At 67.5% G+C, this 12,801-nt stretch carries 14 protein-coding genes, 1 tRNA gene and 1 pseudogene; 11 read left to right on the forward strand and 5 right to left on the reverse strand.

Annotated features, from left to right (window positions below):
• Nucleotides 1-53: 53 nt before the first annotated feature.
• On the reverse strand, nucleotides 54-341 hold the full coding sequence (locus ACNQQL_RS00095; RefSeq protein ID WP_034180648.1) for a DUF1488 domain-containing protein: 288 nt from the start codon (nucleotides 339-341) through the stop codon (nucleotides 54-56).
• A gap of 240 nt (nucleotides 342-581) precedes the next feature.
• Nucleotides 582-857 carry a DUF2964 family protein gene (locus ACNQQL_RS00100; protein ID WP_239483216.1) on the reverse strand — a complete coding sequence of 92 codons (276 nt, stop codon included), beginning with the start codon at nucleotides 855-857 and terminating at the stop codon, nucleotides 582-584.
• A gap of 298 nt (nucleotides 858-1,155) precedes the next feature.
• On the opposite strand from ACNQQL_RS00100, the gene ACNQQL_RS00105 reads away from it, so the two are divergent.
• The 8 genes from ACNQQL_RS00105 to ACNQQL_RS00140 all read left to right on the forward strand — a co-directional run bounded on the left by ACNQQL_RS00105 (nucleotide 1,156) and on the right by ACNQQL_RS00140 (nucleotide 6,541).
• Nucleotides 1,156-3,060, forward strand: coding sequence for a sigma-54-dependent Fis family transcriptional regulator (locus ACNQQL_RS00105; protein WP_347062786.1), 1,905 nt, complete (start codon nucleotides 1,156-1,158; stop codon nucleotides 3,058-3,060).
• Between the two features lie 80 nt (nucleotides 3,061-3,140).
• Nucleotides 3,141-3,443: a 2Fe-2S iron-sulfur cluster-binding protein gene (locus ACNQQL_RS00110; RefSeq protein ID WP_347062787.1), complete on the forward strand. Its 303-nt coding sequence runs from the start codon at nucleotides 3,141-3,143 to the stop codon at nucleotides 3,441-3,443.
• 58 nt (nucleotides 3,444-3,501) lie between these two features.
• On the forward strand, nucleotides 3,502-3,996 hold the full coding sequence (locus tag ACNQQL_RS00115) for an SRPBCC family protein (RefSeq protein ID WP_347062788.1): 495 nt from the start codon (nucleotides 3,502-3,504) through the stop codon (nucleotides 3,994-3,996).
• 92 nt (nucleotides 3,997-4,088) lie between these two features.
• On the forward strand, nucleotides 4,089-4,466 hold the full coding sequence (locus ACNQQL_RS00120) for a DUF2946 domain-containing protein (RefSeq protein WP_347062789.1): 378 nt from the start codon (nucleotides 4,089-4,091) through the stop codon (nucleotides 4,464-4,466).
• A 251-nt stretch (nucleotides 4,467-4,717) separates the two neighbouring features.
• A complete protein-coding gene (gene copC, locus ACNQQL_RS00125; protein ID WP_347062790.1) occupies nucleotides 4,718-5,083 on the forward strand; it encodes a copper homeostasis periplasmic binding protein CopC in 366 nt (121 codons plus the stop codon).
• Between the two features lie 83 nt (nucleotides 5,084-5,166).
• Nucleotides 5,167-5,613 (forward strand): copper chaperone PCu(A)C, encoded by a 447-nt coding sequence (locus ACNQQL_RS00130; RefSeq protein ID WP_072441851.1) that lies wholly within the window; start codon nucleotides 5,167-5,169, stop codon nucleotides 5,611-5,613.
• Nucleotides 5,614-5,645: 32 nt separating this feature from the next.
• A complete protein-coding gene (locus ACNQQL_RS00135; protein ID WP_165948044.1) occupies nucleotides 5,646-5,819 on the forward strand; it encodes a hypothetical protein in 174 nt (57 codons plus the stop codon).
• A gap of 92 nt (nucleotides 5,820-5,911) precedes the next feature.
• Nucleotides 5,912-6,541 carry a LysE family translocator gene (locus ACNQQL_RS00140; protein WP_347062791.1) on the forward strand — a complete coding sequence of 210 codons (630 nt, stop codon included), beginning with the start codon at nucleotides 5,912-5,914 and terminating at the stop codon, nucleotides 6,539-6,541.
• Between the two features lie 51 nt (nucleotides 6,542-6,592).
• Here ACNQQL_RS00140 and ACNQQL_RS00145 read toward each other — a convergent pair whose 3' ends face one another.
• Entirely contained in the window at nucleotides 6,593-7,918 is a 1,326-nt protein-coding gene (locus tag ACNQQL_RS00145) for a protein kinase (RefSeq protein WP_347062792.1), read from the reverse strand.
• 146 nt (nucleotides 7,919-8,064) lie between these two features.
• Here ACNQQL_RS00145 and ACNQQL_RS00150 point away from each other — a divergent pair.
• Nucleotides 8,065-8,149, forward strand: a tRNA-Leu gene (locus ACNQQL_RS00150).
• Between the two features lie 174 nt (nucleotides 8,150-8,323).
• Here the strand turns inward: ACNQQL_RS00150 and ACNQQL_RS00155 are convergent.
• Entirely contained in the window at nucleotides 8,324-9,196 is an 873-nt protein-coding gene (locus tag ACNQQL_RS00155; protein ID WP_347062793.1) for a LysR family transcriptional regulator, read from the reverse strand.
• A gap of 139 nt (nucleotides 9,197-9,335) precedes the next feature.
• On the opposite strand from ACNQQL_RS00155, the gene ACNQQL_RS00160 reads away from it, so the two are divergent.
• Nucleotides 9,336-10,577, forward strand: coding sequence for an MFS transporter (locus ACNQQL_RS00160; protein WP_347062794.1), 1,242 nt, complete (start codon nucleotides 9,336-9,338; stop codon nucleotides 10,575-10,577).
• Nucleotides 10,578-10,836: 259 nt separating this feature from the next.
• On the opposite strand, the gene ACNQQL_RS00165 is transcribed toward ACNQQL_RS00160, so the two are convergent.
• Nucleotides 10,837-11,721 (reverse strand): LysR family transcriptional regulator, encoded by an 885-nt coding sequence (locus ACNQQL_RS00165; protein ID WP_204421758.1) that lies wholly within the window; start codon nucleotides 11,719-11,721, stop codon nucleotides 10,837-10,839.
• A gap of 79 nt (nucleotides 11,722-11,800) precedes the next feature.
• On the opposite strand from ACNQQL_RS00165, the pseudogene ACNQQL_RS00170 reads away from it, so the two are divergent.
• Nucleotides 11,801-12,766: pseudogene (locus ACNQQL_RS00170) on the forward strand (aspartate aminotransferase family protein); the annotation flags it as partial.
• Between the last annotated feature and the right edge of the window lie 35 nt (nucleotides 12,767-12,801).

Genomic DNA, 12,801 nt, shown 5'->3' on the forward strand with positions numbered 1-12,801 from the left:
CGACACGGGCGCCGGTATTCGGCGCCCGCTCAGTCGCTGTCCGGTCGTCCGGTTCAGCGCCAGTTCGCCTCGTAGAAGCGCACATAACCGCTGCGCAGCGTCACGCATTGCGCGCGCGTCTCCGACAGCAGGCGCCGTGCGGCCGCCTCGATGCGATCGCGGTGCTGGTCGAATGCGCCGACCATGTCCTCGAAGCGCGGCGATGCCGCGCCGAAGTGGTCTTCCAGCGCCTCGGCAGTGATCTGACACTGGACGCGCTCGCCATTGACCAGCGCGGTGAACCCCAGCATCAGGTCGCGCCCCGAATATTCAGGCTTCTCGTTCGTGAAATGGATCTGCATGAAGCCGCCTCGACCGGTAGAAAACGAATGACCGCGTGCGTCGTCCGCCACCGGCCGGACGAAATGTACGCGGGCTCGCCAGCGGAAGCACCGTCCGCGGGGTATGGCGCGGACAATGCCTGCTGGTTGCTTTCCACTTTAGACGGTTTCGCGCAGGAGACAAATTTTCCGGCATGCGTCGTTCCGACGCGCATTTCATCAGATCAGCGCGGCTTCCCGGCACCGTTTCGGAAACGGGCATCAGTGCGGATCGGTGGGCCAGACGTTGAGCGCGATCGCGGCCGTCGCGACGCCCACCGCAATCGCGGCCGCCCCGTATCGCACCGCATCGGTCAGATCGAACAGCAACCCGTGGATCGCCACGGCAATGCCGCCCAGCATGATGAAGGTGGCGATGGCCGCCAGCACGACTCTCAGTTCCGTCCGAACCATGATGCGTCTCCCGAACGGATGCATGTCGCGTCGCATGCATGTTGCAATGCGGAACACGGCGCGTGCGTGTTCCATTTCCATCATTGCATGCGGCCATTTAAAAGCAAGCGGATTTTGTTCGCGGTCGCATATCGCACGTGGCGCTTGTATGATGATGCGTACCCGGACAGTCGGCCTTCGTGCCCGATGGTGCGCCGCAAGCGAAACGCGGAATCCGCAGATGATTTCGGCGATATGGCTTCGGCAAGTACCACGGCACAGGATTGGCCGATCGAGGAGCATGGGGCCCGAGTAAGCGCTGAAGCGCTGACCGAGGCCGACCGCGAAGCATGGGGCCCCAGTAAGCGCTAAAACGCTAACTGGGGCCGACAGGAGACAAGTCATGCCGCAACCCTTCGTGCTGCCCGCCACCGCGGGTCGCACCGACCTGCTCGCGCAGGCGCATGCGCGTTCGACCGCGGTCGGCCTGCGCGCGCACGAGCGCCCCGATTTCTCGGCGCTGTCGCGTACCGCGCTGCGCGAACTGCTCGACACGAATCACGCACTGTTCTCGCACGCCCGCCCGGTGATGGAGAACCTCCACGCGCAAATCGCCGATACGCAAAGCCTCGTGCTGCTGACCGACGCCGACGGCGTGATCCTGCACAGCATCGGCGACGCGGACTTCATCGAGAAAGCCAACCGCGTCGCGCTGTGCACCGGCGTGTCGTGGGCCGAAGGCGCGCGCGGCACCAACGCGATCGGCACCGCGCTCGCATCGGGCCAGGCCGTCGCGGTGCACGGCGCCGAACACTTCCTGCGCGCCAATCACATCCTCACCTGCTCGTGCGCGCCGATCTTCGATCCGTTCGGCCGCACGCTCGGCACGCTCGACGTCAGCGGCGACCCGCGCGGCTCGAGCCCTCATACGCTCGCGCTCGTGCGGATGTCCGCACAGTTGATCGAAAACCACTTGTTCGCGAACCAGTGTGCGGAAGCGTTGCGGCTGCGCTTTCACGCGCACGAGGATTGCGTCGACTCGCTGTTTGCGGGGCTCGTCGCGTTCGGCCCCGACGGCGGGCTGATCGCCGCGAACCGCAGCGCACAATTCCAGCTCGGCGCGCCGTTCGATGCATTGCAGCATCAAGGCTGCGACGCGCTGTTCGGCATGCGCTTCGGCCAGCTCGCGCAGCAGGCGGCGCGCACGCCTGGCGCGACGTTCCGTCTCACGCTGTCGACCGGCGTACGCGTACTCGCGCGCTGCGAATTCGCGGAAGCGCAGCGCGCAACCGTCGCCGTGACGCCGCCCGCACCGGCCGCGCGCGTGCGCGCGCCGGACCCCGACGCGATCACGTTCGCGACGCTCGACACCGGCGACACGCGCATGGCCGCCGTACTCGAGCGCGTCGCGAAGATCCGCGGGCGCGACCTGCCGCTGCTGATCCTCGGCCAGACCGGCACCGGCAAGGAATGGCTCGCCCGCGCACTGCACCAGGCGTCGCCGCGCGCGGACGGCCCGTTCGTCGCGGTCAACTGCGCGGCACTGCCCGATTCGCTGATCGAGGCCGAATTGTTCGGCTATGAGGACGGCGCGTTCACGGGCGCGCGCAAACGCGGCAGCGCCGGCAAGATCGCGCAGGCCGACGGCGGCACGCTGTTTCTCGACGAGATCGGCGACATGCCGCTCGCGCAGCAGGTCAGGCTGATGCGCGTGCTCCAGGAACGCGCGGTGATGCCGCTCGGCGGCGCGCGCGCGGTGCCGGTCGACGTGCGCGTGGTCTGCGCGACCCATCGCGACCTGCGCGCGATGATCGCCGAAGGCACGTTCCGCGAAGACCTGTTCTACCGGATCAACGGGCTCGCGGTCACGCTGCCGGCGCTCGCCGCGCGTACCGACCTGCCCGCGCTCGTCGACCGGATTCTCGCGCGGCTCGCCCGCAGCGAGCCGATGCCGCGCCGCATCGCGGCCGACGTGCTCGACGCGTTCACGCGCCACCGCTGGCCCGGCAACCTGCGGCAGATGACCAACGTGCTGCGCACGGCCGGCATGCTCGCCGAAGACGAAGACGAAATCACGCTCGCGCATTTGCCCGACGACTTCTGGCTCGACTGCGACGATGCGACGGCGGCACCTGCTGCTGCGGCCGCGGCAGCACCGGCCGACCCGCGCGAAGGAACGACGCTGCAAAGCCATCAGGCCGCGGTGATCGACGCGGTTCTCGCGCGGCACGGCGGCAACGTGTCGGCGGCCGCGCGCGAGCTCGGCCTCGCGCGCAATACCGTGTACCGGTACCTGCGCCGGCACTGATACCCGCGGCCGGCGGGGGCCGGCCGCAGGCGGCTTCGGGTATGCTTGGCGCGTTGCCGCCAATCCGCCGCCCGCTTCCCATGACCACCCCGGAACACCCTCCCCTCGTGCGCATCGAGCCGCTCGGCACGACCTTCGATGCGCCCGACTCGCTGACGCTGCTCGAGGCCGCCGCGTTCGCGCGCGTGTCGCTGCCGCGCTCGTGCCGCAACGGCACGTGCCGAAGCTGCCTTTGCCGGATCGTCAGCGGCAGCGTACGCTATACGATCGAATGGCCGGGGTTGAGCCGCGAGGAAAAGGCCGACGGCTATACGCTGCCGTGCGTGGCCATCGCAGCGTCCGACCTCGTGCTCGACGTGCCCGACGCGGTCATGCTCGACTAGACATGGCGCGCGGTCGCGCGCGCCGTCCTGCAACGGTTGATCCTGCATGGAGAACGTGATGACCCAGCAAACCGATCGCATCGAAAAGCAGACCCTGCTCGCGGCATCACTCGACCGCGCGTGGGAAGCCGTCAGCAATTCCGGGGAATTCGGCCACTGGTTCGGCGTCACGTTCGACGGGCCGTTCGCGGCCGACCAGCCGCTGTTCGGCCGCATCACGCCGACGCGCGTCGACGACGACATCGCCAAGGCACAGGAGCCCTATGCGGGCACCGTGTTCGAAATCGTCGTCGACCGCATCGAGCCGAAGCAACTGTTCTCGTTTCGCTGGCATCCGTTCGCGATCGATCCGAACTTCGATTACACGTCCGAGCCGATGACGCTCGTCACGTTCACGCTCGCCGCACAGGCCGGCGGCACGCTGCTGACGGTCACCGAAACGGGTTTCGACCAGTTGATCGAAGCGCGTCGCGCGAAGGCGCGCGAGATGAACGATCAGGGCTGGGCCGCGCAGATGATGCTGATCACGAAATATCTGGCGAAGCACGCATAACGCGCCGCGATGCCGCACGCCCCTGCCGACATGCGAATCGACGTGCGTGGCATAATCCGCTCCATCGTCGCCCATACGCCGCCGCGCATCGCATGCTGAGTCGTCGTCTCCGGAAGATCGGCAGTCTGATCGTGATGCTCGCCATCCTGATGACGGCGCTCGCGCCGACGATCTCGCAGGCGCTGACGACGAAAGGCCGCGTCGATGCATTGCTGGCCGGCTACTGTACGGCCGCGCCGACCACCGGCGACCGCTCCGCCGATTCGTCGTCGAAGAGCCTGCAGGCCCACCTCCAGGCATGCGGCTACTGCAGCCTGCTTGCCCATACACCCGCACTGCCCGCGCCCGAACTGACGTTCGCGGCCAACGTGCGCGTCATCCAGCACTGCGAAGCGACCCGCTTCGACAGCCTGCGCCGCGCGCTGCCGCTCACGGCCGCGCAGCCGCGCGCCCCTCCGCTCGCGCCCTGAACCGTCGTCGTCACGCGTGATGCCGTAGCGCATCGCGCGGTCCGCGCACGCCACCGGCGTGCGTGGCGTGTCACGTTTCGAAGGACGATCATGTGTCACCGTGTTGCGCGCGGCGTCGTGCGTGCGGTCGGCCGCTTCCGGTGCGTACTGTCGCGCCGACCGCAGCCGGCATCGGTGCCGCTGCGATGCCGCTCGCGCATCCGTCCGTCGAATCCGTGTGTCCATCCGATTCGCCACTCGCACAACCAGCCATGAAAACCACCCCGTTCGTTCGCGGCGCACTCGCCGCACTCGGCTTCGTCGTCATCCAGGCCGCCCAGGCCCACGCGCTCCCGAAGACGCAGGAACCGGCCGCCGGCGCCACGCTCTCGAACGCGCCGCACGCGGTCACGATCGATTTCAGCGAAGCGCTCGAGCCGGCCTTCAGCTCGATCGCCGTCACCGACAGCCACGGGCAGTCGGTCGCCGACGGGAAATCGGCCGTCGACGCCGGCAACCGGAAGCGGATGCACGTCGCGCTGGCCAGCCTGACGGCCGGCACATACACGGTCGCGTGGATCGCCGTAGCCAGCGACGGCCATCGCACGAAAGGCCGCTACACGTTCACGCTGAAGTGATGCATGCGATGCGCATCGGCGTTCCGCGCCGATCGCATTGCCATCGATGCCCCATGCAGCACACCCGATAAGGAGAACAAACGATGAAACGCTCGATTCCGACCGGCCTGCTCTTCGCGCTGCTGGCGCTGCAAGCCCCCGCCACGTTCGCCGCACCGGCCGTGCAGGCCGACAACTGCTGGATCCGCGCGATGCCGGCGACGGTGCCGTCGTCCGGTTACTTCACGCTTAAGAACGACGGCGATGCGCCCGCCAGGCTGACAGGCATCGACACCCCCGCGTACGGGATGGCGATGGTGCATGAAACGCAGACGAACGGCAGCACCGCGAAGATGGTTCATGTCGACGCGGTCGAGGTGCCCGCGCACGGCGCCGTGACGTTCAAGCCGAAGAGCTATCACGTGATGCTGGAGCAACCGCGCCAGCCCGTCGCGCCCGGCGCGAAGGTGCCGTTCCGGCTGCATTTCGCGGACGGCTCGACGGTGTCCGTGACCTGCGACGCGAAGGCGCCGGCGTACACCGGCCAGTAACGTTGCATGCGCAACTACCGATGGAGACGAACATGAAGAACCGCCTGCCGCTGGCCGACCTGATCGTCCGCTACCGGACGCCGCTGAATGTCGCCGTCCTGATCGCCTGCGGGTTATGGGCCGCGTGGATCGCATGGATGACGCGGCCCGCCGCGATCGATACGCCACCGTCGATCCCAGCGTACTGCATGCGCGACGCGCGCTGACGCACCGCGCCGGTTCCGGCGGATGTATGCGCCATTTTGGCGTGGCATCATCGCTTCACCCCGACCGCCGGAACCGCCTTTCGGAGCGACGCATGGCCATTCAGACCTGGATGCTGTTTGCCGCAGCCTATCTCGCCACGACGCTGTCGCCGGGGCCCAACGTGCTGCTCGTCATCCGCAACACGGTGCGCTACGGCACGCGCGGCACCGCCGCGACGATCGCAGGCAACCTCGTCGCGCAGGGCGTGGTCGTGCTGCTCGTCGCGCTCGGCGTCGGCGCGGTGCTCGCCGCGATGCCGCCGCTGTTCGTCGCGATGAAGGTCGTCGGCGCCGCGTACCTGATGGTGCTGGGTGTCCGGCAACTGCGCGGCGACCGCAAGGCCGCCGGGGCGACCGGCGCAGCGGAGGTCGCCGTGCCCGACCGCGGGAAGCTGTTCCGCGAAGCGCTGTTCGTGTCGGGCAGCAATCCGAAGACGATGATCTTCCTGTCGGCGTTCATGCCGCAGTTCATCGTGCACGACCGCCCGCTCGCGCTGCAGTTCGTCGTGATGTACGTGACGATCGCATGCACCGTCGTGGTCGTTCACGGCGTCTATTCGGCCGGCGTGCGCCGGTTCCATCGCGGCTTCGGCATGAGCCGCGCGGTGCGTACGCTCAAGCGCGTCAGCGGGCTGCTGTTCGTCGGGCTCGGGATCAAGCTGCTGACTGCACGGCAGGTCTAATAAGCGTACGCACGCCGGGCAACGGACGGCACGGCGGGCAGCCCATCCCCGTCAGACCTTCCACGCGGCCAGCGCGTCGACGATCCCGTCGAACGACGGCCGGGTGTCGATGTCCTCGCTCACGCACGCCGCCGCGAGCGCTTTCAGGTCACTCGCCCCACCCCATGTGTGCGGCGCGCAGTGCGCGAGCAATTCGCCGAGCAGATGGCCGAACGCGCGGACTTCCAGCCGTTCGAGCCGGGCGCCATGCCGCACGTCGCTCGCGTCGTAGAACGATGCCGCACCGAAATCGCCCAGCAGCGCGCCGCCTTCACCGTCGTGCAGGATGTTGTGCGCATACAGGTCGCCATGCATGATGCCGCGCGCGTGCAGATGGCGTGCGGCCGACGCGATGCCGTGCGCGATCCGCACGGCCTCTTCCGGCTCGAATCGCGCATCGGCCGCATACACGTCGCGCGTGCAGGTTGCGAAGCTCGGCGGCCCGGCCAGGTTCGCGAGCGCAGGGTCGACCAGTTCCATCACGAGGCCGTGCGTGCCGTCCGGATGACCGCGCACCTTGCCGATCACCGGAATCACGTTCGGGTGGCGGCCGGCGTGCAGGCACGCGGCCATTTCACAATCGGGCAGCCCATCGCTCGTCACCGCGCCCTTGAACAGCTTGACCGCGACCGCGCGCGGCGCATGACCGTCCGCACGCCATTGCGCGCGGTAAATGACGCCCGACGCGCCTTCGCCCAGTTTCTGCTCGCACGAGAGCGACGCCCAGTCGACGTCCGCGACCTCCGGCCCGGCCGATGCCGCGGCTTCCGGCGCGGCGCTGAACGGATTGCCGGAGTAGGCGAGCCACGCAAGGCGCGGCAGGCGCGGCAACCAGCCGGGCAGTTCGTCCAGCCGGTTCGCCGACAGACGCACCAGTTCGAGCGCACGGCATGCGGCCATTTCGGCAGGCAGCGCGCGCAGCCGGTTGCCCGCGAGCATCAGCTTCTGCAATCGCGAGCAGTCGCCGATCTCGGCGGGCAGCGCATCGATTTCGTTGTCGGTGAGGATCAGCCAGCGCAGCGCACGCGGCAGCGATCCGCGCGGCACCGTGCGGATCCGGTTCGCCTTGAAGCCGATCATGTCGAGTTGCGCGCACGCGCCGAGCACCTCGGGGAAGACGGTGAAGCGGTTGCCGGACGCGAACAGGATGCGCAGGCGGTGCAGCCGCGACAGGTCATCCGGCAGCGCGGCGAGTGCGTTGCCGGACAGGTCGAGCACTTCGAGCGTGTCGGCCAGATCGAAAATCTCGCGCGGAAACTCGGTCAGCCCGCACGCGAGCTTGAGTTCCCGGGCGCCCGACAGTTGTCCGGCCTGCAGTTGTTCGAGGGTGGTGGTCACGGGGAGAAAGCGGATGGCAGTAGCGATGGTCGTCGGACCGATCGCACGAATTCTACCGGGATCGCCCTCAGGCACACCGCAATCGTGTCACACCCCCTTCACAAACGCGCAATGTGACGCTAGAATTGCGCCCCTTGCAGTGCAGTGCCGACGTGGTGAAATTGGTAGACACGCTATCTTGAGGGGGTAGTGGCGAAAGCTGTGCGAGTTCGAGTCTCGCCGTCGGCACCAGATGCGGTTTCTCCGCGTTTCGAGCATTTTCAACAACCCGCGACAGCGCATGGCCTCGCGGGTTTTTTGTTTTTATCGCGTTCGACGACACGATGCCGATGCAATCCCGGCGCGCACGGGAAGACTCAAGCGCGGAACGGATCTACCCCAACCCCAAGCATCTCGGCACCCCCGCTAAGCCAGCAAAAGAAAATTGCGAACGACCGCCGACGGCTCGTCGCATCGCGACGCAATGGCCAGCCTTGCACGAAGCGCATTACCCGCGAACGGCCGATAGACGACCCCGGCAACCTGCACCTGCGTAATCGCCTTCGGCACGACCGACACGCCCAGCCCGGCCGCGACCAGCGTCACCGCGGACGTGATTTGCGGCGCGGGTTGCGCCATGCGCGGCTCGAATCCGGCGGCATTGCATGCGGCGACGATGTCGTCGAACAGCGCGCTGCCGGCCTCCCGCGGCACCTGCACGAACGACTCGTCGGCCAGCTCGGCCAGATCGATGCGCCGACGCTGCGCCAGCCGATGCGCGACGGGCAGCGCGACGAACATCGGTTCCTCGTCCCAGTCGAATACCCGCAACGTCGCGGCGACACGACGTTCCGGCCGCACGATCGCGACGTCGAGATGCCCGGCATCCAGCGCCTCCAGCAGGACGCGCGACGTCGCTTCCTGCAACGTCAGCTCCGCATCCGGAAACGCCTCCCGAAAGCGGCGAATCAGATCCGACACTTTCGAATTGAACGCCGCCGTCCCGGTGAAGCCCACCCGCAGATGCCCGGTTTCTCCGCGTGCGGCCCGCCTTGCCGCCCGCGCCGCCCGCTCGGCATCGTCGAGCACGCGGCGCGCCTCTTCCGCGAAGACCTCGCCCGCCAGCGTCAGCTCGGCACCGCGAGCGGTCCGCTTGAACAGCTCCACGCCGAGTTCGCTCTCGAGCGCCTTGATCTGCTGGCTCAACGGCGGCTGACCGATGCCGAGCGTTTCAGCGGCCTTGGTGAAATTCGACGTGGCCGCCACGGCCAGAAAGTATCGGAAATGCCTGAGTTCCATTCGCTACATGACCTCACGGTGAGCCGGGCCGGCTCGTCAGCCAGTGGTTAAACATATCGCTACGGTTTCTTTCATATATTGGACATATACATGACGGTGCGCAAGAATTCAGGCATTCCAACGCACATCGAGTGCACCCATGTCCTCCGCTTCGATTTCCCGATCCATGCCCGGTACGCAGAACGCCGCGCCCGATGCGCTGCCTGCCGGCGTTTCCCCGCGCTCGGCCGCGTACAAGCGCATCGCGCTGGCGCTCTTCCTCGCCGGCTTTTCCACCTTCTCGCTGCTGTACTGCGTCCAGCCGCTGCTTCCCGCGTTCGCACGGGAGTTCGGGCTGGGCGCGGCGTCGAGTTCGCTGTCGTTGTCGCTGTCGACCGGGATGCTGGCGGTCTCGATTTTATGTGCCGGCGCACTGTCCGAACGCGTCGGACGACGCGGGCTGATGTTCGCGTCGATGACGCTGGCCGCCCTGTTCAATGTGCTCGCCGCGCTGTCGCCCAACTGGAACCTGCTGCTGGTCTGGCGTGCGCTCGAAGGTTTCGCGCTGGGCGGCGTCCCGGCGGTCGCAATGGCCTATCTCGCCGAAGAAATCGCGTCCGACGGGCTCGGTTTCTCGATGGGGCTCTATGTCGGCGGAACCGCGTTCGGCGGCATGGTCGGACGGATCGGCATGAGCGCGCTGGAAGAGCACTTCTCGTGGCGGACGGCGATGCTGACGATCGGCGTCGTCGATCTCGTCGCGGCAGTTGCCTTCGTGATGCTGCTGCCGCAATCGCGACGCTTCGTGAAGCGCACCGATCTGACGCTGCGTCACCATTTGCGGCTGTGGAACGCGCAACTGCATCACGCCCGGCTCCCGTTCGTGTTCGCGATCGGCTTCCTGGTGATGGGCGCGTTCGTGACGATCTACAACTATGCGGGGTTCCGGCTCACCGCGGCCCCCTTCAATCTGAGCTCGACCGAGTGCGGCCTGATCTTCGGCGCCTACCTGTTCGGGATGGTGTCTTCATCGAGCGCCGGCGCGCTCGCCGACCGTGTCGGACGGGCCCCGGTGCTGGTCAGCGGCATGCTCGTATTCGCGGCGGGCCTCGCGCTGACGCTGTCGCATTCGCTCGTCGCGATCGTCGTCGGCATCGTGCTCGTCACGATCGGCTTCTTCGTCGCCCATGCGGTCGCGAGCGGCTGGGTCGGCCATCTCGCGGGATCGGCGAAAGGGCACGCCGCATCGCTGTACCTGCTTGCGTACTATCTCGGGTCGAGCGTGCTCGGCTCGGTCGGCGGGTCGTTCTGGCAACACGGCGCGTGGGCGGGCGTCGCCGCGTATGTCGCGGTGCTGCTCGCCGTCGGGTTGCTGGCTGCACGGCGATTGACCCGCGCGTAACGGGTGCGGCGGACGCCCCGCGTTTTTCGGTCAATCACCGTCTGCCGCATCGTCGCCGATTCCGATCCGGTCAATCAATATCAGGAAACCGAACTAAATCTGCCGGACATGCGGGCGAAGATCCGGATGCGTGATGCGGTAGTGGATATGCATGGCCGCGCGCCGGCACAAACCTCGTCGATGGTCGACTGATTCGAAGCCGCGACAAACGGCGGCGCGGCGGTCATACGCGCAGGCGCCAATCGCCGTGCGTCGCCCATCACAACAGCGGCAGCGTCAGCCGGATATGCTCGGCGAACGCCGCCGTCAGATGCGACGGCCGTTTCCGGTCGAACCTCAGCGTGATACCCACGGCCGGCAACGGCGGCAACCGCGGATCGCCGTTGACGATCGCCAGGTCGGCCGGCACCGCCGTCTGCGTCATCACCGCGAACGCCTGCCCCGAGCGCACCAGCGCGATCAGCCCCGCGAGACTGCTGCTCGCATACGCGACGCGGTAAGCGCGGCCGGCGCGATGCAACGCTTCGCAAGCCGCGATGTGATCGAGCGTATCGCGATCGGAAAGCGCGAGCGGCAGCGGATCGAAATGCGCGGGTTCGAGCCCCGGGTAGCCGATCCAGACCAGTTGCTCGCGGCGAATGATGTCGTCGTTCGCCCCGTCGTCCGGCAGCGAAATCATCGCGAGATCGACCGCGCGTTTCTCGAGCTGTTCGAGCAGCCGCGGCGTCGGCCCGCATACGATTTCAACGATCGCCTGCGGATGCTGGCTCGAAAACTGCCTCAGCAGCGACGGCAAAAACACCTCCGCGTAGTCGTCCGGGCACCCGAACCGGATGGTCCCCGACAACCCCGTGCCGCACAGGTCGGCCATCGCCTCGTCGTGCAGTCGCAGGATGCGCTGCGCATGCACGAGCAGCCGCTCGCCCGGGTGGGTCAGCACCACGCCGCGGCCGGTGCGCTGGAACAGCGGCTGGTCGACGATATCCTCGAGCCGCTTCATCTGCTGGCTGAGCGCGGACTGGGTCCGGCCGACGCGCGCGGCCGCGCGGCTGAGCGCGCGCACCTCGGCGATCACGACGAACGAACGCAGCAGGTCGATGTCGAGCGAAAGTCCCAAGGTATTAGCTCCTTTTCTACCTTGCATAAGAACTATTCGTTTCCATCAAACCAGACGCGCGCCTAGACTGCAAGCGATCCCTGCCCCCTTTGCCCGGAGAAGCCCGATGTCCCTGAACGACGACGCAACCTTCTGGCGCAACGCCAGGCAGCATCTGGTCCGCTACGGCGGCACGTTCGAGCCGATGATCATCGAGCGCGCGAAAGGCAGCTTCGTCTACGACGCGGACGGCCGCGCGATCCTCGATTTCACGTCGGGGCAGATGAGCGCGGTGCTCGGCCACTGCCATCCGGAGATCGTCTCCGTCATCGGCGAATACGCGGGCAAGCTCGACCATCTGTTCAGCGGGATGCTGTCGCGGCCCGTCGTCGATCTCGCGACGCGCCTCGCCGACATCACGCCCGACGGGCTCGACCGCGCGCTGCTGCTCAGCACCGGCGCGGAATCGAACGAAGCGGCGATCCGGATGGCGAAGCTCGTCACCGGCAAGTACGAGATCGTCGGCTTCGCGCAGTCGTGGCACGGGATGACGGGCGCGGCCGCATCGGCCACGTACAGCGCGGGCCGCAAGGGCGTCGGCCCGGCCGCCGTCGGCTCGTTCGCGATTCCGGCGCCGTTCACGTACCGGCCGCGCTTCGAGCGCAACGGCGCCTACGACCATCTCGCCGAACTCGACTACGCGTTCGACCTGATCGATCGCCAGTCGAGCGGCAACCTCGCCGCATTCATCGCGGAGCCGATCCTCAGTTCGGGCGGGATCATCGAACTGCCGGAAGGCTATATGGCGGCGCTCAAGCGCAAGTGCGAGGAGCGCGGGATGCTGCTGATCCTCGACGAGGCGCAGACGGGCGTCGGGCGCACCGGCACGATGTTCGCGTGCCAGCGCGACGGCGTGACGCCCGACATCCTGACGCTGTCGAAAACGCTCGGCGCCGGGCTGCCGCTCGCGGCCATCGTGACGTCCGCGGCGATCGAGGAACGCGCACACGAACTCGGCTACCTGTTCTACACGACGCACGTGTCCGACCCGCTGCCCGCGGCCGTCGGCCTGCGCGTGCTCGATGGAATTAGGGCAGCAGTTGGGATGGGATGCGTACTTTTATAGTA

The sequence above is a fragment of the Burkholderia sp. LFS061 genome, from assembly GCF_047978125.1.
Lineage (GTDB): Bacteria > Pseudomonadota > Gammaproteobacteria > Burkholderiales > Burkholderiaceae > Burkholderia > Burkholderia pyrrocinia_C.